Source organism: Vibrio eleionomae, from assembly GCF_009874545.1.
Taxonomy (GTDB): domain Bacteria; phylum Pseudomonadota; class Gammaproteobacteria; order Enterobacterales; family Vibrionaceae; genus Vibrio; species Vibrio nitrifigilis.
Genome location: NZ_WEKT01000002.1, coordinates 1 through 22,639, shown reverse-complemented (window position 1 = coordinate 22,639; position 22,639 = coordinate 1). Strand labels below are relative to the sequence as shown.

Annotated in this window: 24 protein-coding genes; 9 read left to right on the top strand and 15 right to left on the bottom strand. The window is 41.0% G+C overall.

Going from position 1 to position 22,639, the window contains the following annotated elements:
• From F9817_RS01390 to F9817_RS01380, 3 genes are read right to left on the bottom strand one after another with little or no spacing between them, the layout of a single operon-like run.
• Positions 1-885, bottom strand: a complete 885-nt coding sequence (locus F9817_RS01390) for an ABC transporter substrate-binding protein (protein ID WP_161153173.1) — start codon at positions 883-885, stop codon at positions 1-3.
• A gap of 23 nt (positions 886-908) precedes the next feature.
• Complete coding sequence (locus tag F9817_RS01385; RefSeq protein WP_161153172.1) at positions 909-1,715, bottom strand: deaminated glutathione amidase; 807 nt, start codon at positions 1,713-1,715, stop codon at positions 909-911.
• Between the two features lie 9 nt (positions 1,716-1,724).
• Positions 1,725-2,681: an ABC transporter substrate-binding protein gene (locus F9817_RS01380; protein ID WP_161153171.1), complete on the bottom strand. Its 957-nt coding sequence runs from the start codon at positions 2,679-2,681 to the stop codon at positions 1,725-1,727.
• A 109-nt stretch (positions 2,682-2,790) separates the two neighbouring features.
• Between F9817_RS01380 and F9817_RS01375 the strand changes: the two genes are divergently transcribed.
• Positions 2,791-4,125, top strand: a complete 1,335-nt coding sequence (locus tag F9817_RS01375) for an aminotransferase class I/II-fold pyridoxal phosphate-dependent enzyme (protein ID WP_161153170.1) — start codon at positions 2,791-2,793, stop codon at positions 4,123-4,125.
• A gap of 271 nt (positions 4,126-4,396) precedes the next feature.
• Positions 4,397-5,221: a transporter substrate-binding domain-containing protein gene (locus F9817_RS01370; protein ID WP_161153169.1), complete on the top strand. Its 825-nt coding sequence runs from the start codon at positions 4,397-4,399 to the stop codon at positions 5,219-5,221.
• 178 nt (positions 5,222-5,399) lie between these two features.
• Here the strand turns inward: F9817_RS01370 and F9817_RS01365 are convergent, their stop codons facing one another.
• From F9817_RS01365 to F9817_RS01355, 3 genes are all read right to left on the bottom strand, one after another.
• Positions 5,400-6,311 carry an EamA family transporter gene (locus F9817_RS01365; RefSeq protein ID WP_161153168.1) on the bottom strand — a complete coding sequence of 304 codons (912 nt, stop codon included), beginning with the start codon at positions 6,309-6,311 and terminating at the stop codon, positions 5,400-5,402.
• Positions 6,312-6,494: 183 nt separating this feature from the next.
• A complete protein-coding gene (locus F9817_RS01360) occupies positions 6,495-7,232 on the bottom strand; it encodes a helix-turn-helix domain-containing protein (protein ID WP_161153167.1) in 738 nt (245 codons plus the stop codon).
• A gap of 143 nt (positions 7,233-7,375) precedes the next feature.
• A complete protein-coding gene (locus tag F9817_RS01355; RefSeq protein ID WP_161153166.1) occupies positions 7,376-8,566 on the bottom strand; it encodes an MFS transporter in 1,191 nt (396 codons plus the stop codon).
• Positions 8,567-8,879: 313 nt separating this feature from the next.
• Between F9817_RS01355 and F9817_RS01350 the strand changes: the two genes are divergently transcribed.
• From F9817_RS01350 to F9817_RS01340, 3 genes are all read left to right on the top strand, one after another.
• Positions 8,880-9,728, top strand: a complete 849-nt coding sequence (locus F9817_RS01350; protein WP_161153165.1) for a class I SAM-dependent methyltransferase — start codon at positions 8,880-8,882, stop codon at positions 9,726-9,728.
• 50 nt (positions 9,729-9,778) lie between these two features.
• Complete coding sequence (locus tag F9817_RS01345; RefSeq protein WP_161153164.1) at positions 9,779-10,330, top strand: DUF2301 domain-containing membrane protein; 552 nt, start codon at positions 9,779-9,781, stop codon at positions 10,328-10,330.
• 252 nt (positions 10,331-10,582) lie between these two features.
• Positions 10,583-11,008: a VOC family protein gene (locus tag F9817_RS01340; RefSeq protein WP_161153163.1), complete on the top strand. Its 426-nt coding sequence runs from the start codon at positions 10,583-10,585 to the stop codon at positions 11,006-11,008.
• A gap of 64 nt (positions 11,009-11,072) precedes the next feature.
• Here the strand turns inward: F9817_RS01340 and F9817_RS01335 are convergent, their stop codons facing one another.
• Positions 11,073-12,260, bottom strand: a complete 1,188-nt coding sequence (locus F9817_RS01335; RefSeq protein ID WP_161153162.1) for a type III PLP-dependent enzyme — start codon at positions 12,258-12,260, stop codon at positions 11,073-11,075.
• A gap of 705 nt (positions 12,261-12,965) precedes the next feature.
• Between F9817_RS01335 and F9817_RS01330 the strand changes: the two genes are divergently transcribed.
• Positions 12,966-13,673, top strand: a complete 708-nt coding sequence (locus F9817_RS01330; protein WP_161153161.1) for a pentapeptide repeat-containing protein — start codon at positions 12,966-12,968, stop codon at positions 13,671-13,673.
• 59 nt (positions 13,674-13,732) lie between these two features.
• Here the strand turns inward: F9817_RS01330 and F9817_RS01325 are convergent, their stop codons facing one another.
• Positions 13,733-15,301, bottom strand: coding sequence for a methyl-accepting chemotaxis protein (locus F9817_RS01325; protein WP_161153160.1), 1,569 nt, complete (start codon positions 15,299-15,301; stop codon positions 13,733-13,735).
• Between the two features lie 2 nt (positions 15,302-15,303).
• Positions 15,304-15,831 (bottom strand): SCO family protein, encoded by a 528-nt coding sequence (locus tag F9817_RS01320; RefSeq protein WP_161153159.1) that lies wholly within the window; start codon positions 15,829-15,831, stop codon positions 15,304-15,306.
• Positions 15,832-16,086: 255 nt separating this feature from the next.
• Between F9817_RS01320 and F9817_RS01315 the strand changes: the two genes are divergently transcribed.
• Positions 16,087-16,293, top strand: coding sequence for a ParD-like family protein (locus F9817_RS01315; RefSeq protein WP_161153158.1), 207 nt, complete (start codon positions 16,087-16,089; stop codon positions 16,291-16,293).
• Positions 16,294-16,297: 4 nt separating this feature from the next.
• The gene (gene map, locus F9817_RS01310) at positions 16,298-17,086 is read left to right on the top strand and encodes a type I methionyl aminopeptidase (protein ID WP_161153157.1); all 789 of its coding nucleotides are present in this window, start codon (positions 16,298-16,300) and stop codon (positions 17,084-17,086) included.
• A gap of 93 nt (positions 17,087-17,179) precedes the next feature.
• Here the strand turns inward: map and F9817_RS01305 are convergent, their stop codons facing one another.
• Positions 17,180-18,064: a LysR family transcriptional regulator gene (locus F9817_RS01305; RefSeq protein WP_272918862.1), complete on the bottom strand. Its 885-nt coding sequence runs from the start codon at positions 18,062-18,064 to the stop codon at positions 17,180-17,182.
• A gap of 95 nt (positions 18,065-18,159) precedes the next feature.
• On the opposite strand from F9817_RS01305, the gene F9817_RS01300 reads away from it, so the two are divergent.
• On the top strand, positions 18,160-18,477 hold the full coding sequence (locus F9817_RS01300) for a DMT family transporter (RefSeq protein WP_161153155.1): 318 nt from the start codon (positions 18,160-18,162) through the stop codon (positions 18,475-18,477).
• Positions 18,478-18,588: 111 nt separating this feature from the next.
• Here the strand turns inward: F9817_RS01300 and F9817_RS01295 are convergent, their stop codons facing one another.
• The 5 genes from F9817_RS01295 to zigA all read right to left on the bottom strand — a co-directional run bounded on the left by F9817_RS01295 (position 18,589) and on the right by zigA (position 22,593).
• Positions 18,589-19,149, bottom strand: coding sequence for a DapH/DapD/GlmU-related protein (locus tag F9817_RS01295; RefSeq protein WP_161153154.1), 561 nt, complete (start codon positions 19,147-19,149; stop codon positions 18,589-18,591).
• A 13-nt stretch (positions 19,150-19,162) separates the two neighbouring features.
• Positions 19,163-20,077 carry a GTP cyclohydrolase FolE2 gene (gene folE2, locus F9817_RS01290; protein ID WP_161153153.1) on the bottom strand — a complete coding sequence of 305 codons (915 nt, stop codon included), beginning with the start codon at positions 20,075-20,077 and terminating at the stop codon, positions 19,163-19,165.
• Positions 20,078-20,183: 106 nt separating this feature from the next.
• Positions 20,184-20,684 carry a Fur family transcriptional regulator gene (locus F9817_RS01285; RefSeq protein ID WP_161153152.1) on the bottom strand — a complete coding sequence of 167 codons (501 nt, stop codon included), beginning with the start codon at positions 20,682-20,684 and terminating at the stop codon, positions 20,184-20,186.
• Between the two features lie 34 nt (positions 20,685-20,718).
• Positions 20,719-21,387: a DUF1826 domain-containing protein gene (locus F9817_RS01280; protein ID WP_161153151.1), complete on the bottom strand. Its 669-nt coding sequence runs from the start codon at positions 21,385-21,387 to the stop codon at positions 20,719-20,721.
• A 3-nt stretch (positions 21,388-21,390) separates the two neighbouring features.
• Positions 21,391-22,593 carry a zinc metallochaperone GTPase ZigA gene (gene zigA, locus F9817_RS01275; RefSeq protein ID WP_161153150.1) on the bottom strand — a complete coding sequence of 401 codons (1,203 nt, stop codon included), beginning with the start codon at positions 22,591-22,593 and terminating at the stop codon, positions 21,391-21,393.
• Between the last annotated feature and the right edge of the window lie 46 nt (positions 22,594-22,639).

The window sequence follows — 22,639 nt, the reverse complement described above, 5'->3', positions numbered from 1 at the left end:
TTAATCACTGGCTTTTGCAGTGGCTAAGTTGATGCCTGGTGCTGCCAGTTTATTACCTTCTAGATTCCATTTTTTCATGATCGCATCATAAGTCCCGTTTTTATGCAGTTCATCGTAGCTTGCTTTAAGTACTTGAACTAATGGGGAGCCTTTAGGAACCACGGCACCTTGATAAAGCGTGTCGAAGCCATTTGATTTGCCCTCACCAGCCAGCTCTAGCTCACCATTAGACATCTTGACGAAGTAACTTAGTGGTGCCTGTGAAGAGAAAAAAGCATCAGCACGATTTGATTTTACCGCGAGGATAGACGTCGGTTGATCTGTGTATGACAGTACTTTTATCGCAGATTTGCCGTCTTTTACACACTGTTTAGATTGATTGCGCACGACTCGTTCTGCTGAACCGCCGGCCATTACAGAAATACGTTTGCCACAGGTGCTAGCAATGCCATCAATATGCTGTGGATTACCCTTTTTCACAGCAAATACGACGAATTCTTGAACGTAATCAACAAAATCAACACTTTCTTCACGGTTCGCAAAATCACCAACTGGGCCTGAGTCATAGGTATAACGACCGGATTTGATTCCCATCAGAATCGATGATAATCCGCTAACGTTTTTATGCTCGATTTTAATGCCTAACAGTTGGCTTAATGCTTTATCTATATCAACTGCTGCTCCATCAAATTGGTTACCACCTTTTACAATCGTGTATGGAGGGAATGAACCGTTAACACTTGAGATCATTTTGCCTGACTGTTTGATGTCGTCAGGCAGCATGTCATGCAACTTTTGGTTGAACGTCTGTTGTGGAATATTGGCGTAAGCTGAACTGCTCGCCATGCCAATTAAAAGGGTGGTGATTAATGTACTTAATTTCATGATTAACTTCCTTGTTATCTCATTTATTCACTCATAAGAGTGGGACTAGAAAAACGGCGGTTCTCTAACGCGGGTAATACGCGACGAGCGTGAACGATGCGCTCTTTATTGATAGTAGTAACTGCGAGTTCATCTTGTTCGCTGGCGCTGCATGTCACGACACCGAGTGGATCAATCACTTTACTTAAACCGATATTACGTTCTCCAGATTCTCCAACCGCGATCATGTAGCAAGTGTTTTCTAAAGCACGGGCGGTTGCGAGCACGTCCCAGTGGTGTTCTTTTAACGGGCCTTTTACCCATGCAGCTGGCAGAACTAAGGCATCAGCGCCATCGAGTACTAAGCGACGTGATAGCTCAGGGAAGCGCAGGTCGTAACAGGTCATCATGCCAATGTTGAAACCATTTACTTCAACTAACTCTGGAACGTCATCACCTGGAATCACGTTAGTCGATTCTTTCATTGAGAAGGCATCGTACAAGTGAAGTTTTTTGTATTCACTGATGATTTCTCCCTGACGTATCGCAACTTGAACGTTCCAAACTTTGCCATCTTCAGCTTCACTTGGAACATGTACCGTCATTAATACGGTCATTGTCATTGATTGTGAGAATGCTAACAATTCGGTCATGAAAGGGCCGTTTAAAGGCTGAGCCGCGCGACGGACTAAATCAGGATCTGCGATATCTCTAGCCAGAATGCCTTCAGGGAATACGAGTAAATCGACGCCTTGTTCATTTGCTTGTGACATATAGTCTTGGCAAATCTGCAAATTTTCTTGCCATTCCTTAGCAACAGAAAACTGTCCAAGTCCTACTTTTAGTTTCATTGTGTATCCTTACCATTGTTCTTTAGAGAAAAGAGAATCTATATTGAGAGGTTTGTCAATAATATTTTGTTCTTGCAGTTCGCGGCACCAGTCTTCCAGCATTGCTTTATTGGCGGCAATCCCATTACTGTTCCAATCTGGCTTTAGCGCTTGGCTGGTTCGAGCGATATCATCGATAATCCATGGTGTGGTATCGGCATATTTCGCCCGTTTATCCAACCAAATTTGGTAAGACTGCTCAAATACCTTGCTGATTTTCTGAGCAATATCTGGGTGTGCTTGCTGAAATTCAGGTTTTAGAACCAGAATGTGTATTCCGGGTACATAACCACATTCCTGATAGTATTGAATTTCGGAACTGACAAAGTCTGGTAACAATTGGCGGTATTCAGAATCAGCCGAGAAAAAGCCTGCGGGCATAAATGGTGTACAGACTGCGTCTAAAGTGCCTTCATGTAACATGTCCATCATTGGCTGTTCATTCGGGCAGGCTTCGATTTGGCCTTCAATACCAAATCCATTCAAACGATCAACAATGGGATGCTGTTCTGTGAGACGTCCGACAAACCAACGAATATCGCTTTGGTTGATATTGTGGTGACGGAAAATGGCTCGCGTCCATGTATTACCTGAATCTTGCCAACCCGTTAGTCCAACTCGTTTACCTGATAAATCTTCGATTGTGTTAAGTGGGCTGTCTTTACGAACGATAATACAGCGCTGACGAAAGCCCCGCATGAGGAAGTGTGGAGCGCCGATAACATCTTGTTCGCCTCGAACGATCATTTGACTGTAGCGACTTAGCGACATTTCACCGCCGTCAAATTCAGGGTGTTGGGACCAATCGTTAACTAGGGTGTTTACGCGTGTTAGCGTGACTTTTACCTCATCGCTTACGACTTCGTTAAGTAACATGGGAGTGAGGTAATCCCAATCTCTCACTGCCAATCTCACTTCTGTGACCATTGTTTTACTCCTTAAAACAGTTCGGTAATCACTCAGCTAAAAATTATCCTAATTGTGATTTTATTGATGTACAATAAGTTTTTTGTTACTGAACAAAGATATTTAATTTATGGATAAAGATATATCGGTAAAAGAACTCGCTAACGAACTGAAAGGACTCAGTATTCAAGAGATGGTTATAGAGATGACCGCTTTGATCCGCTCGGGTGCCTTAGAGATAGGTTCGAAACTGCCATCCGTACGTGCCTTAGCTGAAGAGTTAGGGATGAGCCCCGCATCGGTATCATCGGTGTGGAGCACGCTGAAAAAGAACAATTTGATTTCTGGCAGTGGTAGAAATGGCGTATGGATTAGTGGCAATAATCCAGCACCAAGACCTTTGCGGTTTGAAAATGTTGGGAATTTCGGCAAGAAAACGAAGGTGGATTTAACCTACGCATCCCCGGACCCTGATTTACTGCCTAATTTGGATAATGCGCTGTTATCTGCAACGAAAAGTCATGATCTTAATAGTTATAGACGTGAACTGATCACACCAGAACTTAAACACATAGTGGCACAACGCTGGCCCTATGATGCCGAAGCGTATATTGCGACTAACGGTGGGTTTGATGCATTACAAGCGACGATCTCTTCTTTAATTCAGCCGGGCACTTGGGTGGCCGTTGAAGATCCTACCTCAGCGCGTATTTTAGATTTGGTCGAGAATATTGGTGCGCGAGTTATTTCTATCGAGTGCGATGAACAAGGGCCAACGCCTTACGCCTTAACTCAAGCGTTAGAGCACAAAGTCAGTGCATTTATTTATCAACCTAGAGTGAATTCAGTCACAGGCGTCAACGTTACGAAAGAGCGTTTAAAAGTACTGGAACCCCTAGTCGCAGATATTCCATTAGTGATTGAAGATGATGGTATCGGTGATATATCGGCTACGCCTACTTGTACATTTGCTCATGTCTATCCTGATAAAGTGGTCCATATACGCACGTATTCAAAATCATTGGGGCCTGATTTAAGACTAGCAGTGCTGTCTGCTCCTAAATCAATCGCTAAGTCTATTCAAGCATACCGAAACTTTGGTGCGAGTTGGACCAGCCGATTACTGCAAAATGCGGCGGCGTATTTACTGAATGATCCGCAAGTTATTGAACGGTTATCTTTGATGCGAGCGTGCTATCGTCAGCGGCGTGATTGGCTGACGCAGGCATTAGAAAAGCGCAATATTGCTTATGAAGGTGAAAATGGCTTTAGTGTGTGGATTCCTGTGCCTTCTGAACAATTTGCTTTGGTCACACTAGCGGTACATGGCTATGCCGTTTTTGCCGGAAGTCGATTTATGACGATTCCTAAACAGCCGCATATACGAGTCACCACAAGTTTGTTAAAAGAAGAAATGGTCGACGCACTCGCGGACGTGATTCAAATGTGCTTTGACGTGGAATGATAGCTATTGGGCAGGAAAACGAAGTTTTAAATCCATTTTATGCTGATGTGGCTGAAAATGAGGTCATTCATACTATTTGGTTTCATCTTATGCCAAATAAAAGCCAATGATTGGTGGTTTTAACGTCAATACTGACTTTCATTTAAAATATAATTTGTTAATCTTATGCGCTAATTAATATCCCTGAGTTATTTCAATCGGCAGTTGCTCTTGAACAAGCCAAATGAGGTTGGGGGGTACATATAAAAAACGAGAATGGAATTATCAGCACATGACATTACATAACATTAAGCAGCAACTACGTAAATGGGTTGTGGCAGCAACGATTGCCAGTAGCGCTTTTGCCTGCCTACCAGCGGCCGCTGCATCAAATAACACCCTAGAAGAAATCTTAAAGTCGGGTGAACTTAAACTCTGTTTTGAAGCGGGTTATTTACCGTTTGAGATGACAGCAAAAAATGGTCATTTTATCGGTTTCGATATTGATGTAGCTAAACATTTAGCTCGCTCGCTAGGGGTTAAATTTGTTCCTGTTAATACGGCTTGGGATGGGATTGTTCCTGCGCTAAAAACTGGAAAATGTGATTTTATTGCTGGTATGACCGTCACGCCAAAACGTAATCTCAGTGTGCTTTTTGCCGATGATTACCTAAAAATGGGGCAAACCATCCTAATTTCACCAAAATTAAAAGACAAAATTCATTCTTATCGCGACCTTAATAATAAGAAATATACCATTGCGACCCAAATGGGCACCAGTAGTGCAATTGGCGTGAAGAAATATCTGTATAACGCGAAAACTGAATTATACGACACATCTGCAGATGCCGTACTGCAAGTGATGAATGGTAAAGCAGATGCGTTTGTTTATGATCTACCTTATAACGCGATGTATGAAGCTCAGCATAAGGGACAAGTGATTCACTTGGATAAACCGTTTACCTTTGAACCATTGGCATGGGCAATTCGTAAGGGCGATACTGATTTTCTGAACTTGCTTAATAACTACATGAAGCAAATTCGTGGCGATGGTACTTACGAGCGTATCTACAATAAATGGTTTAAATCTGATCGTTGGGTAAGCCAAGTTCAGTAACGATCATTATCGTAATATCGAGAACACATCGTAAGGCCAGATAGAAATATCTGGCCTTATTTTTATCTGTGTGTACCGTTTTAAGGTAAATACTTGCTGATAATAATGGCTGCGTTGACGCCTCCAAATCCGAACCCATTACAAAGTGCATGATCGATGTTGTCTGTTACGCTCGCAATTAGGTATTTGCTTCAGAGATAAGTCTTTTATTTTTCAGCCAACGGCCACCAAAGATATTAAAGACCAACCCTATGGCAATAATGATCACGCCAATGATCTGATGCGTATTTAAAGTTTCACCAAGCAGTAGCCACGCACTGAGTAACCCAAATACAGGGACTAAAAGTGAGAGTGGTGCCACTAAGTTAGTTTCATATCGACTCAGAAGGTAACTCCAACCGCCGTAACCGACGATCGTCGCAATAAAAGATAAGTAAAATAAAGCCCAAATATTGTGCCATTCGATATGTACTATCGCTTCAAAAATAACAGGCGTACCTTCGAAAAGTAAGGATGAGATGGCAAAGGCAAAGGTCGGCACTATGGCGCTCCAAACTACCAGTGACATCGTGGGAACTTGGTGCTTACTCATGATGATTTTATTCGTTAAGTTTCCAAGTGCCCATGATGTGGCAGCGCCTAAAATAAGTACTAACGTAAACCAAGTGATGCTACCTGTACTTTGGCTTTGACTGGAGGCGAGTAAGTAAATACCCATAGCTGCAACCATAATAGCGACGATATTATGTAACCTGATTCGTTCTTTTAATAGCAAAGCTCCGAGTACGACGGTAATAAAAGCTTGAGCTTGCAGAATCAATGAAGCGAGGCCGACAGATAAACCAATTTTTATCGCCCAAAATAATAAGGCAAATTGACCAAAATTAATGGTCAATCCATAAATGACTAACCATTTTAATGGTAGGTGAGGGCGCTTAACGAAAAAGATTGCAGGGAAGACAACGAATGCAAAACGTAATCCGGCCAGTAATAGCGGTGGCATGCCTTGCAAGCCAACCTTAATGACAACAAAATTCATACCCCACGCGATAACAATCGCCAGAGCGAGTAGTTTATCTCGCAGCGACATTTATTTCCCTTAACAACATAATCTGTCCATAGAATTAGAGACTGACTATACCATCTTTATCGGGGGCTATAACAGGCTAAGTGTAAGTCGTATCTAAAAAAGTGCGAACAAGCTGCAGAATACACGATAAAGTAGGCTCTACAGCTTGCAGTCCAAGGTGTAACACTTAGAAAAAATAGTTAGTTAGATGTTATAACCTTCTGGATAGTATTTACCAGGGTTAGCCATTATCCCGATAGTATAGCTAGAGCGTGGGTCATCAATTTTTTTATATTGATCTCTCACTAGACGCAATAAATAGTTTCTTATGTCTTCGCGAAACGTCATATATTCTTCTTCGGTTAACTCCACACTGACAAATTTTAAAGTTGTTGTATCTGCAGTGATTTCCTGACAGCACGATTCTAATAATGCGCTCATAGTTGCGTTTTTAATTTTTTTTGCATAACGAGAATTAGGTCTAAATGCTATGTATTTGGGGACGCACAATCTACAAGTGTTGTTAGTTCCAATAGTGATAAGGTCTAACTTTTCCAAATCCCTAAGAGCAAGGTACATCTCAGCTATAGATTTACCTCGCTCTTGCGCTAAAACCTCGATGTTCTGCTCTGAAAAAACACCATGTAATAGTTTATAAATTTCTGGATTCTCAGACATCGCAAGATCTTGTTTATCATTAAAATAATGAATTTTTGACATGTTTTTTTCTGCAAGATTCAATAGATCTGAAAGTTGCATATTTAACAGGGCGCAAATAGACGAGAGTCTTTCTAAACTAAGCTCTTGGTGACCGTTTAGGGATCGAGTGATGGTTTTTTCTGAAACACTTAAATAATCGCCTAGGTGCTTATAACTAATGGATTTTGTTTTCAGTAGTCGTTTGATCTCATCCGCAACAAATGGATATATATTATGTTTCATATCAATACTCATACAGTACGCTGTCATTTACTTTCACCATCTAGTTAAATCGCTATTTGGTGTGCTGGTTCCTATTTGAAATTAGACTAAATATTTATCAAAAAGAGGACGTTGCACCATTCTATATCTAATTGATTAATAAATCATTCTCGCAGGGCCTTTATATTGAATGAATGTCTAATGTAAGCAACAACTACACTTAAGATCATGAAGCCAATACCATAAATTAGAGTGATATCTGGAACAGAAAAATTCAGGTTAATGAGTAGACTGATAAGACCGAACGAAAGTGGCAGACATACTTGACTTGAAAAGACAATCAAAGCGATTGTTTTTCCCACTAGCTCTTTAGGTGATCGTTGCTGTGCGGTTGTTATAACTGATACATTGACCCAAGAAATAATGAATCCACAGATGAAATAAATTATTGACGAAAGTATATATGTCGTTGTTTGTGATAACATAATTATCAGTATTGACAACATCATGGTTGCAGTAAGAAGACTGACTCTTAGGGATGATTTGGAAAATTGAGCAAAAAGAGAAAATGCGATTATTCCAACACCATAGATAGCGTTAAGAGAGCCAATATATTTAGCATTGCTACCGAAGTTGATGGCAGCTAAAGATGGTGTTAGAACAGTTAATACACCGATAAAAAAGAAGCTAGTGATAGTCAAAAATCCGAGGTCTTGCGCCATATTGATTTTTTTGATCACTTCATATCCTGATAGAATACTTTTCACTGGCCCCTCAACTAAACCGTTTTGTGAGACAGGTTCAGTCAATACCTGTAAAGTCGCTAAGCTACAAATAATTAAAATGATAACAGTAGAAATCAGGGCGTCAGTTAAGGAAAAATCATCAATCAATATAGAAATAACTAACGGACCAATAATCACCCCTAACTGGTAGCAAGCAGAAAAAATAGAGTTAGCTTTATGTAACTTTTTATTAGATACAATATAAGGTAAACATGAGTTTGCAGTTGGTATAAATATAGCGTCTAGGATACCAAAAACAAAAGATATGACATAAAGCTGTTCCATCGCTAAACTGCCAGCATAGGAGAAATAAGCTGCCCATAAGAGCAGTATAATTCTTAAAAACGTAGTATTAAATAGCAATGCTCGCTTACTATATCTGTCTGCAATATAACCACCAATAGGAATAAAAACGACTTTAGGTAAAAAGTTAACGGCAAGAAGTATGCCCACTAACTCGGGAGATGATAGAACGTTAGTGGTGATGTATTGCTGGATTAATAAGAAACTTGATAAGGCTGTAGAGGATAATAAATGTGCAGCAGAAAGCCAGTAGAACTTACTATTCATTAAATGATATCATTAGTCTATATATAATCGTGTCATGATAATACAAAATAGCGTGAAAATTATATGTATATGGCAATGGGCTTTTTGTGTCCTGGGCTGGGACATGGTTCGACCCTTTATGATAACATTATTGACCGTGTTGGTATTAATGAGTAAGCTTTTTCGGGCTGACAAAAGTTAGTTAAATCAATGAAATTAAAGGGATAAAATTATGAACAACGCATTTAACGCATTTAACGCATTTAACGCATTTTAATTAATCTATAGTATAAAGAATCTTCTATAATATAGATGTTAGGAGTGGGGGTGGCAAATGCCACCTCATTTTGTTATGAAAAATATAATTAATAAATTCTTTAGTGAAAAGGCTGATGACTCGTTATTGTTACCATGGGGTAATGAAGAGTTTAGTAAGTTAATGCTGGTTGAACACCTAAATCAAAATAGTTTAAGTGGTTCTCGGGCAAAGTCATTTATACAAAAAGAAGTTCGTTTCTTAGATGGACTGTTTAAGCAGTTGAGTATCGGAAGAAAATTGCTTGATATAGGTTGTGGACCGGGCTTATATTGTGAGCAATTTAATTATTTCGGCTACTCTTGTGATGGTGTTGACATATCACCTGCGGCAATCGAGTATGCTAAAGAACACGTTCGTGATAGCCAGTTTTTTTGCTGTAATATCCAAGATATGGAATGTGAAAAACAATACGACGCAGGTTTAGTGCTCTTTGGTTTATTAAACGAAATAAAAGATTCTAGCTCTCTTATTAGTTCTGCAGCTCAGCATATTAGGGAGGATGGTTACATTATTCTAGAAGTATTTCATCCTGATTTTTTTGCTTCTTTATTGTCTGAATCGACATTGGTTTCTGGAAGTGAAGATGCTACTTACTTCTCTGCTTTACCACATGTGAGAATAACAAAACGCTTTTTTGTGGAAGAGAGTGATTGCTTGGTCAATCGTAATTTAGTTGTTGATGACAGTGGTGCCACAAAACTGTATGAGTCACACTTCACTTGTTATGATTTAGAGAAAACCACCCGTCTGTTAGAAAGTAATGGTTTTACGGATGTGCAGTGTATTCAAAGTCCTCAAACAGGGGAATTCTCTTACGAAAGTTATTATCACTACATCATCGCAAAAAAACAGTCTCTAGATTGAATACTTCAGCGTGGGTTATACTAACTCCTTCTTTATGTTAGGTAACTCCCATGGCTAACCCAGAATACCAAGATACGCTCGACGTCCTTGATAAGTTGAGCGTTTGTTTTTACCGTTTAGGTATCTCCTTATTTGCTTTCTCTCTGTTCCTGCTTGGTCTTAATTTTCTACATCGCATGCCACAGACTGGTGTCAGTCTTCATAGTTCGATTGTCATTGCCTTCATATCCTCCATCATTTGTGCCGCTAATATTCATGTGTATAGCAAAGTGATCCGATTCGTTATTCAATGGTCGACATGGGTATCTGCCATACTTATCGTCGCTGATTACCATTGGCAGTTTTGGTGGTTAACTCTTGGTTTTATCTTTGTTACTTTTAGTGGGATTGCGCTAAAAGAATCATTTTGCTTTCGCGTAATTGGTCTAAAAACAATACCACTATTTTTGGCACCCTCTGTATTACTTATTTTCTTTCAATGGTTTGAAATAGCGGGAATTTTACTTCTGTTAAGTGGGGTTATTTTTACTTTTCTCTCATTAGCAAAATGGCGTATGCCGCTCCATTTCGATATTGGTATTAAAAATAATTACGAAATATGAGGCGGTTAGATTGAACCGAAGCCAGCATCACAATGCCACAGAGGGGAAATAGGCCAAATAGAGCAATTTGGACTAAAGTAGCGTAAGCGTGATGTCTACCGTTGGGCATAAGTAAATTTTATCTAATCACATAAAAATTTACTGCTTCTCATCTGAGCTTGCTTAGTTATTATGAAGTACGTTGTCGCAAGGCGATAACAAATGGTCATCTAATATTGGATACACATGGAAGTAGTAATACATTGAGGGAATATGAAAGTTAATCCATTTCATCTAGCAATACCAGTTTATGATTTACCTGCGGCACGCCATTTTTATGGTCAAGTTTTTGGTCTCGAAGAAGGGCGTTCGAGCACTCAGTGGGTTGATTTCAACTTTTTTGGGCATCAGCTGGTTATTCACGAGCATCCTAAAACACCGTCTCAACAGTCTGCTCATACCAATCCAGTTGATGGTCATGATGTGCCAGTACCACACTTTGGTGTTGTGCTTGATTGGGATGATTGGCATGCTCTAGCTGAACGCCTAAAAGAGCATAACACAGAGTTTGTTATTGAACCTTACATTCGTTTTAAAGGCGAAGTGGGTGAGCAGGCTACAATGTTTTTCCTCGATCCATGTGGAAATGCGCTTGAATTTAAGGCGTTTCAAGATATGGGACAGTTATTTGCTAAATAACGAAAGAGAGAATAAAAATGGCGCTTTAAGAGCGCCATTTTTTGTGCAAGTCATAACTGGATGGTTAGCCAATCATACGATTTTCAAGTGCAATGTCGTTTAACACAACAGTTTGTGCACGTTTGAAGAAGTTAAAGTCTGTCGCTGTTGCACTGCTGTACGCGCCCATCATGCGGGTGATAATCAAATCACCATTATTGAGTTTTGGTAGCAAAATATGTTCTGCAACCACGTCAATACTGTCACAAGTTGGCCCAGCTAAAACGCTTGGGAAACGTTCACCTTCTTGATTTAGAGAGATAATAGGGTAATCGCCATGGTCAAAAATCAAACCGCTGAACGAACCATACACACCGTCGTCTAAGTAGTACCAAGTTTCACCTTCACGATCGGCTTGTCCCATCACTGAAGCGACGTTCGTCATTGCTGGAGCAACGATAAAGCGCCCTGGTTCTGCGAGAACCTGAACGGTATCTGGCAAACAGGCCAGTGCCTCGTTAATCGGTTGGCAGAATTGGTCGATAGGCATCACTTCATCATTATATGCCACTGGGAATCCACCACCGATATCAAGTGTACTGATCGCAGGAAGGCCAAGCTCCGCAATACGTACCATTACCTCATGGCACGCGTGAATCGCGTCTACATATTTGGTTGGGTCGATGGTTTGTGAACCGACATGGAACGACAAGCCTTTGATACGAATCCCCAATTCTTGTGCACGAGTCGCAATTTCAATTGCTCCATCTGCCGAACAACCGAATTTCTTCGATAAATCAGCAAACGCTTCAGCGTTACGGAAACTTAAACGGATTAACACGTCTGCTTGGTCACGATAAGGAATGAATTTTTCTAACTCATTCATGTTATCAACAACAAATACGTCGCAGCCATACGCCAATGCATCGCGAATATCAGCATCACGTTTTATTGGGTGAGTATGAATGGTACGTTCTGCTGGAACACCTTCTCGTGCGACCAGATCAACTTCACCGGATGTCGCTAAGTCAAAGCTCGCACCTTCAGCTAGCAGGGTTTGCACTACAGCGGGGAGCGGTAGTGGTTTCAATGCAAAGTGCAAAGTCACGCCTGGAAGTGCTGCTTTTAACGCACGGTATTGCTGACGAATGCTATCGCAGTCAAGCAGCATAAGTGGTGCGCCGTATTGAGCAACTAATGATTCAATAAGATGAGTTTCTTCTGAAGATACAGAGTGAGAAAATGCGGAAAAATCCAATACTGAGCGAGCCATAATAGCCCTCCTATACAGTAACAAGCTTTCCTCACATATGTGGTTAAAGAGCAAGAAAAGCGGAGCGAAAATAAAAGCGTGTAAACGCCGTCAAAGTCACTCTTGGATAGTTGCTCTATCGCCTTGCCACAATGAGTTTGTGATGTACTAGGATTGGCTATCATCAAGAAGCAGTTGAATATTAGATTCAGAATTTTTTCTGCGCAATAAAAAATTTTCGCAAATCTACAAATAAGTTATTTCGATCACGGTTTTTGCATTTTAAATTATCTTTTATCAATATAACTATTTGTTAAATAAGGATGATTTTGAATTATGCAAATATTAAAATTAAAGTGATTTTAGGGATTTTCTAGATAAAACCGAGCGGTTCCTATTAATGTTTGGTGTGCACTTCACTGCTATTGCTAACAAGTGTTGGTGATGCTGATGGTTACAACCGAGGTGCTAGGGCAATCCCACACTTTGTCATAATGCGAAGGATTTTTGATTAGCGCTTTAAATTTTAAACATTTTCTCGGATTAGGGAGAGGCATTCGAGTATGATCGGGTTGCTAAGTTCTGCAGCAACCGGAAAGAAATAGAACAAACGGAGTGCAAAACATGATAAACATGCACGAATTATTGATCTGTGAATCCTCGCACATACAGAGACTTAGGTATAATCGCCATCATTAATCATCCGTAATTTAGAGAGCATCACTGATGACTCAATATCAGCATCATTATCAAACAAACGATATAACGAATATCCAAGTGTTAATCGCTCAATACGGAGGTACTATTTCGTCATGTTCTTTTCATCACGTATCATTTGAAAACGCTACATTGGAAAACGTGGTATTTACTGACTGTCAGTTTATCGGTTGTGATTTTTCCAACGCTCAATGTAATCATTCGTCATTTCATCGTTGTGATTTTTTTGTCGATGACCAAGTGTGCCAATTCACAAAAACATCCTTGATAGGCACTAAATTTGAACATTGTAATCTGTCGGGGTGTCTGATCCGTTCAACGATAGCCTATCGTTTATCATTAAGCCATTGCACATTAACTGGCTCTGTGTGGAAAGATATTGCGTTTAATGAGCCTGAATCCACTCAAAGTCAAAGCCGTTGGGAATGTTGTACAGGGCAATCAATCGAGTTCAGTGATTTTTCTATTGAAGCTGCGACCTTTGTTGAGTGTGATTTGGCTTCTTGTGATAGCCAAAATGTTCGATTCAACCATTGTCGTTTTGTGGGTGGCAACCTCAATATTACGAGCAGTGCACCAATATCCTTCTTGGGCAGTGACCTACGTGAAACTAACTTGATTGGCACAAAGTCTGAGTATGTGGATTTTACCGGTGCATTTTTGAACGCTTTTCAAGCTCAACGATTGGGTGTCACTGAACAGGTTAAGGTGTGTTAGTTTGACTTAAGTTCAGCTTGATATTAACAGGGCTATCTAGCCCTGTTAAATCCGCTCGATTAACTCAGCTTAAAATGCTGAAGTATGGTGTTGAGTTCTTCGTTAAGTTGACGTAACTCTTGCGCATGTTGGTCGATGCCTTTTGATTCATCGGTAAAAGTTTGTGCAGAAGTAGAAACTTGGGTGACGTTATTACTGATTTCTGTATTCGTCATCGATTGTTGTTCTGCCGCTGTCGCAATTTGAGCGACGCGATTATTTATCGAATCAATAGTGGTAGAAATGGTGTCAAAGTGTTCTTGCACACCATGAGATTCTTCAACGGATGATGCTGCCAGTTCTTGGCAAGATTGCATTGAGGTGCTGGCGTTCGACGTGATCTCTTGAAAAGATTGGATCATAGCAGTGATCTCTTCTGTCGATGTATGTGTGCGCTGAGAAAGAACCCGTACTTCATCAGCTACTACGGCAAAGCCTCTGCCTTGTTCACCTGCACGGGCAGCTTCAATCGCAGCATTCAGTGCTAATAAGTTAGTTTGCTCCGCGATACCACGAATGGCTGATACTATGCTGTTGATTTGTTGACCACGGTTTTCTATTTCATCCATAATTGAACCCGCAGCGCCGACTTCTTTCGCTAATGAGGCAATTGATTGACTAAAACGGTTCGCCGCATTTGCTCCTTCTGTTGATGCTGTAACACATTGCTGGGAACCATGTGACGTCTCTTCGGCATTTTCTGCAATAGCGCGAGTTGCTTCGACCATTTCTTCCACTGAGTGAGTAATGCCACGTATTTCAGAACTTTGGGAAGAGGCACTGCTCGCTAAAGTTTGAGAAGACGTTGATAATTCGTAAGTATGTTGAGTCAGAGAGTGCGTGACTGAGACGAATTTTGTTAATGTCTCTCTAATCGACATAAAAAACTGATTGGTTTGTTTTGTAAGTTCAGTGTCGACCAATTCAGTGTTGAGGTGCGATGTCATGTCACCTCGATAGCCTCGTTTAACCGCGTTTTTAATCATGTGGGATTCGGTAAAGTTGCGGTTACCTTCTAATACGTAATAGCTTCCTACGACGAATGCGATGATTGCAATGACCAAATGATAGGTCAACGGCGCAAGCAGTCCCCAGCTCGTTTCATCTCCCCAAGAAAATATCAGCAGATTGATACCGCCTAAAGAGACACCCGCAAATTGGCAATAGGTGATAGCAAAATGGTAAATACCTGCAACAAGGAATCCGGTTAGAAGTGGAGTCCAATCACGGTAGCGGGTGAGCATCGCTAAGTTAACGAAAAAGACAAAATGTCCTTCTCCCAACCCATTGGATTGTTGTGTCGTAATAATAAAAAACAACATAAGCGCGGTGGCAATGATCACGCGGCACATAACTGTCCCTGCCATCGTAAAATAGGCAATCAACGGTATGATCGCTGCTATGCCTCCACCGATTAGACCGAGTTTATAGTAGCCATATTGTTGCGATGTGGCACCAGCGACAAGCAAAAAGTAAACGACACATACGGCAATAAGAATCTTATCTGTATTTTTAAAGTCGTCAGTAAACGCCTGTTTTAGCTCTGGTGTCAGTGCGGCGTTGTACGGCATAAATAGATATTTAAACATGTCTATATTCCGTCGGTTGAGAGGGCGTTGGATAGTTGTGCGTATTCCAATCGCTCTGGGTTAAATACTTGTTTTAGCCGCCACTGACTACCTTGCTTCTCGATATAATAAGTTCTTGCTTTATGCGATATGTCATCTTGGATTTTTTTGATGTTGAGGCCAAAGTCAGCTGTAAATTGTTTTAATTGTTTATATGTGGGCTGGTAGCCATAAAAAGAGGAATGAAAGCTCTGCGCGTACTCTTGTGTTGCATGTTCATTACTGTCTAAGTCAATGTTAATAAATATGATATCGGGAGAATCAGTGCCATCGTTTGGCCATGTTTGAATCATGTCGGTAAGGTAGGCCATGGTGACAGGACAACTTCCTGAACATGTTGGAAAACCGAAAAAGACTAATGCACTATTTTTTTGTGGTTCAATGTTGTGTAAAGACACAACGCGATCGGTTTGGATAGGAAGCAAAACACTACCAATGATAGTTAACACTAATAGAGACCACAGAATACAACCCAATACGATTTTCTTCATTCGCTGATCTTTAATGGTGAAAAGGTATGTTTAAGTATATAAATAAAAGCGTATAAATCTAATATTCTTATTTGCTTTTTTTGTTTTAATTTTTATTTTAAATCAATAGGTTATTATTTGGATTTTTAAAATAGCCACAAAGAATTATGCAAGGTAATTCTTTGTTAGTAGTGTATTAACCTTGATTTTTACATGGTTGAATGTTCAATAAATAAGCCTATCATGCGTATATGTTTTATATATGAAACGTATATTATGGGTATTGTAAAAATCTCAGATAATTTGCATGCGGAAGTACGCAAAGCGAGTGCAGTTATGCTGCGTTCGATAAACTCACAAGCGGAATTTTGGATGAAAATTGGAATGTTGGCTGAAAAAAATCCTGGCTTGTCCTTTAACGACATCATTGCTCAGCTGATGAAAGATGTTGAAATACCAGAAGACGTATGTGCAGAGGAGTGAATGAATGACTGAAACTGTCATTATTAAAAATCAACAAGAACAAGAGTTAATGCGCCAATCTGGCAAGCTTTTAGCCAAGGTATTTGCGATGCTTGATGGTTTTGTCGTGCCAGGTGTTACGACAATGGAAATCAACGACAAAGTAGAAGATTTTATTGTTAATGAACTGCAGTCTCGCCCTGCGAGTAAAGGTCAGTATGATTACCAATATGTTCTCAATACCTCTATTAATGAGGTGGTTTGCCACGGTGTTCCTAAAGAAGGACAAGCTCTGAAAGCCAAAGATATTATTAACTGTGATATTACACTAGAGAAAAATGGTTATATCGCTGATTCTAGTAAAATGTATGTGATGCCAGAGGCATCGCCGTTGGCGAAAAAACTGGTTAACACCACCTATGAAGCTATGTGGGAAGGGATCAAACAAGTTAAGCCTGGCGCAACCTTGGGTGACATCGGTTATGCGATTCAAAAATACGCTGAAACAAATGGTTATAGTGTAGTGCGCGAGTATTGTGGTCACGGTATTGGCCAAGAAATGCATGAAGCGCCACATGTTCTTCATTATGGCCGTCGAGGCACTGGGCTCAAATTAAAAGAAGGGATGATTTTTACTATTGAGCCAATGATTAACCAAGGTACGGCAAAAATTAAAAATAAACGTGATGGTTGGACCGTCATTACGCGCGATAAAAAATTGTCGGCACAATCAGAACATACGGTACTCGTGACCGCCAATGGTTATGAAGTACTTACGTATCGGGATGAAGAGACACAACCTAGAATCGGTTGATCTCAGCAAAATCAGTATACAGTATCGAACCACGGCGTCTAACGTCGTGGTTTTTTTATAGCTGTGCCTTGCGCCATGCATATCACAGTTGATTTACTGTTTTGCGTACATGGCTTTTATTTCATCAAATAACCATTGATAGGCTGGTCCATGAGGTCCCCCTTTTTTGAACACTAAATCGATAGGAACCGACCACGGCTTATAATCAAAGGCGACTTGCAGATGATGCAGTTCACCCGATGCAATAAGAGTCTCAACCAAAAACTCAGGTAAATATGCCCAACCGACTTTTTGTTGTACTAACTGCAGTGCACTGTGATGGCTTGAGCACCACCATACTTTCGGTGACATGCTGATGAGAGATTGTGACTCTTGTTTCAGCCTTCCTCGAATCGCAACTTGGCGGTAGGGAACTAAATCTGATGCTGAAATAACCGGATGTGAGGCTAAAGCAAAATCCGGATGACACACTGCTATGTAGTCAACACTGCCAACGTAGCAAAAATCGACTTGCTTCAACTCTTCAATTTCGGAAAACATAATGCCCAAATCGACGTCACCATTGGCAACCTCATGGCTAATATCTGTCGATGCTAAGGTGAGCAAGTCTAACTGAAGAAAAGGGAATTTATTGGCCAATTGCGGCAAAAGGTTACTCATCTCTGGAATAAATAATCCATCATCTATCGCAATAGTGAGTACCCCTTCTTCTTTACGTTGAATAGAATCTGCGATGCGTTCCAGCTCATCTGATTGTGATAATAGAGTCTTTGCGCTGCGTAGTAAGCGCTCACCTGCAGCCGTCAGCTTTGGGCTTCTGGAAGAGCGATCAAAAAGCTCGACACCTAAATCGATCTCTAAACTACTAATACCATGGCTGACTGCGGATTGTACTTTTCCCATCCGTCGCGCACAGGCTGAAAATGATCCGAGCTCTGCGGAAAGCACGAGCATCTTAACTTGTTCCAAACTCAACATATGAAAAAATTCGATAGTAATTAACTTTTAACTATCATAATCGTTGATACTATGTCGCGCAAATCACCTGTTCTAACTAAGAGGAGTAACGTGTTATGAGCTGGTTCTACTTGGTGTTAGCAGGATTAACTGAGATTGGATGGCCAATCGGATTGAAATTAGCTCAATCTGGTACATGTAAATGGCTTGGTATAGGGATGGCAATCGCGTTTATGGTAATCAGCGGTACTCTGTTATTTCTTGCTCAAAAATCAATTCCGATGGGAACTGCTTATGCAGTTTGGACTGGGATTGGTGCAGCAGGCACCTTTTTAGTTGGCATTTTATTCTACAACGATCCTACATCGATGGTGCGTTATATGGGAGTGATGTTGATTATGTCTGGTGTGGTGCTGCTGAAATTTGCCCATTAATTTAAGAAAGCGAGCCATGCGTATAACGTGTTGGCTCGCCCAATAGATAAAATGTCGAAAAGATGAGGCTACCTTCTCAGCATGAATGTTTACCTCATCAATTCGACAAAACTAAAATTCGTTAGAAATCTTTTTATAACCTTCCACTAAGGCGTTATTAGCGCTCACGACAGATTCAGAAAATTCTGAATATTGAGGCGGCACTTTTTCAATACTATTAAGATCAAAATGGGGGCCAATGTTGGTCATCGGCGGTATATGGAATTGTTCTGGTAAATCCATACCATCGACAACGCTGTTATGGCGAATAACGCAACCATTCCCAATGTGAGTATTAAAAATCACCGTGTTGAAACCGATAAATACATCATCGCCAACCGTACATGGACCGTGCACAATAGAGCGGTGAGCGATAGAGCTTCGAGCCCCAACCGTGACGGCAGCGCCATCTTTTGAGTGAATCACTACCCCATCTTGTAGGTTTGAATCTTGTTTAATGATGATAGGTTCCATCGTACCTTCGGCATTCACTTCGTCAGCACGAATGACCACATAGGGTCCGACAAATACATTGTCTTCGATAATGACGTGACCACAAATAATGGCGGTTGGGTCAATAAAAGCCTTAGGCGAAATATGTGGCAATTGACCTGATGGGTTTTTTCTAATCATGAGCTCACAGTTCCTATTTATTCGGATATTTCTGATCAATGGCAACGGCGTTATGCGCATGTAAGCTTTCTTGATGATCCACTTTGAACCAATAGTCACTTACCTGTTCCATTGCTTCGAGAGCATTTTTAAGACGACGAGCCGCATCTTCACAGAACATCAAGTTTTGGGCATTTAGCCCGGCAAATGCTTGTTCATCTTGGCGCTTAACCGCTGTTTGTACTGGGGTTCCAATCACTTGTTCGAAATGTTGGATCAGTGTTGGTAAATCAGGGCAGTGATAATCTTCAAAGGTCAAATGGATATGAGCAAAAGAGCGTTGGCTATGCGGCGTTGCAACAGTGCCTTTTTCAGATTGAATCCATTGCAGTAATTGCTCTTTATCAATGTTACCTGTAGAGAATTGTTGTTCAATTTCTTGCGCTAGCAATTGGCGTGATAATGAGGCTGAACAAGGGCAAGTACTCGAATATGGAATGGCCAGTTCAACACGGGTTTGTGCTACATTTTGACGCTTTTCAACATGTAAACGCACGGTGTACGTTTGGTAGCCTGCTTTATCACTCAAGAGCGCTTTTTTGTTCAGTGGTAGATCGAATTCAACATTGAAGCATGCGTTTTGGCTGATTCCTGCTTGAGATTCCACCATAGCGAAAAGGAATAATTCCAAAGCAGATTGAGTCAGCTCTTGTTGTGCTAATAGGTCATTCAAGTTTGCGTATAAACGCGACATATGAATGCCTTTTGCCTCCGCTTTATCCAAGCTAACAAAGAGTTCGGCTTTGCCAGATACGGGGATTGAGGAACCTGAAGAATTTGGAATATAAAGCGGAACAGCTACCCCAGACATGCCTACCCATTGTAGGGTTGCAGGCTGAATTGCTTGATCAGCAGAAGTAATATCGGGTAGCGGGTGTAGATTATTCATAGTGTATCCAATCTTAAATTAACGGTTAGTTCGCCCATATGGGGAGTGAAGCCGATAGCAATGAATTTTTCGTTAACGACGTAAGTCTGTTTGATTCCTTATGCTTTCATCGTTTGTCCTGATTCATCTTTTGGCTAGAGCGGGTCTGTGTGTCTTTCTCGGCGCATTCATCACATTCACATTCCAACTCAAGCTGCGGTGTCACCACATGAAATTCGCTGTCATTGATACTGTTTTTTAAATTTCTCAACATAGACTCATCCACATGAACTTCTTTAACCTTGTTGCACTTAGTACAGATTAAGAACAGAGAACATTCGTTATCATCGTCATCTAAGATATGTGAACATGAGACATATTTATTGACGATATGAAGTCTGTGCACCAAATGAAGCTGTTGGAAAAACTCCAAAATTCGGTACACCGACATCACAGGGATAACTTCGCTATAGTTTTCTTTGCAGTAGTCCACTAACTCGTAGGCGGATAGTGCTTTGCCTGATTCAATTAACCCCATCAAAATGACTTTTCTTTTTGGGGTAAGGTGTGAACCATGGGTTAAACATGAGTCTTTAGCGTAGTTGAGAATGCGTTCAATCTTAGTCATAGCGGTCGTTCAGGTTGAATGTATGTGATAGTGCTTAGCCAAAATCTAGCGTCAGTAATAATCGGTTCTCGTTAGGCAATAATGCTGGAGAACGGTGTACGATAGCGTTGTCTTCATTACCTTCCCATTGTGAACCTTTAAGGAGCGCCACATCGCCTATGTGCATTTGTTGTACTTGTTCTGGGGATTGGTACAAGCCAACGTCAAGGTCACTAACCTCCGCACCTCTAGGACCTAGATGGCAACGCTGTACATCAGCATCTGATAACCATTCTGTGGCTTGACCTGATAAGGTAGTAATCAAGCGACATGGAACTCGGTCAATGTGGAAACGAGGGCACATCGTGCTGTTTAAGGATGTTAGCCTGACGCCGATTTCCTCAAGTTCAAATAGCAGCGCAAACATATCTATAAGCTCGGCAATGTGGTCACTCAGTTCATTTGTAATTGAGAGTGGCTCAAGCGCCTGTTGCAACTGTGCGTAGGCGGAGTCTGTTGTCATGCGACAAGCGAGTTTGATTGACCAACCCGATTGAATCGCCGCCGTTATTTCGTTCTGCCACTCTAGTGGCACATGACGCTGCCAAATCACAAGATTGTGTTCAGGTTGATAAATGTGGGTTAGAGTTTGCGGCTCTTTTCCGATCGAAGCGGTGCAGTTAAGGCTCTTTGATGCAGGATCGGTTTCGTTTACTAAGCTCATGAATTAATTGTCCCAAGCTGGAAATGGATCAGGTAAGGCTTCCCAATCAGCGTTATACATCTCTGTTTCGGTGAGCAAACAGTGGTTGAGCTGATCGGTGAGCATGGCTTGATCAAGATTTTGACCGATAAAAACGAGCTCTTGACGCATATCGCCGAATGGTTCTACCCAAATATCGTTGATTGATTTGAGGCTATCAGCATCTGTTGGCCAATATTGTTTCGGTACGGCTTTCCAAAATAATCCGGCAAAACCATGGCGAGAGACACCACCAGCTTGACTCCATTGCCCTACATAACCTGTGCGGCTTGCGAGCCAGAAATACCCTTTAGAACGGATTAATTGGCGATTGGTCTGCAAGCTATTGAGAAAATCATAAAAACGCTGTGGATGAAATGGCTTACGTGCGGTGTAAGGGAAACTACTGATGCCGTATTCTTCTGTTTCTGGTACGTGTTCGCCACGCATCTCCTTCAACCAACCTGGAGATTGAGCGGCTTTTTCGAAGTCGAATAGGCCAGTCCCCAACACTTTATTGACGTCAATATCGCCCTGACTGATCGGAACAATCTCCGCGTCTGTATTCAGAGTGCGGATAATTGCCGTGAGTTTTTTAACTTGTTCGGTCGACACCAAATCGGTTTTGCTAAGCAAAATAATGTTGGCAAATTCAATTTGATCAATGAGGAGATCGGTAACACGGCGCTCATCGTCTTCGCCAAGTGATTCACCGGTGGCCTGTAGTGATTTGGCTTCTTCATAATCATTGAAGAAATTTACTGCATCAACAACCGTGACCATAGTGTCGAGTTGTGCCACATTTGACAGCGAATCACCATTATCATCTTCAAATGTAAACGTCTCTGCTACCGGGAGGGGTTCGGAAATGCCCGTTGATTCAATAACAAGGTAGTCAAATTTCCCTTCATGAGCCAGTTTACTTACCTCTTGTAGCAAGTCTTCTCTTAACGTGCAGCAGATACAACCGTTACTCATTGAAACCAATTTTTCTTCACTTCGATTCAGTGAGACTTCGTGTTCGACGATTGAGCTGTCGATATTGATTTCACTCATATCGTTAACGATTACTGCGACTTTGCGGCTTTGTCGATTATTGAGAATATGACTTAATACCGTTGTTTTGCCAGCGCCAAGAAAACCAGATAGAACAGTAACGGGTAACTTGTGGGAATGTTCTAATTGCATATTATGTCCCCCCTCAAGACTTAATATTAAGGAAATGTTATAACAT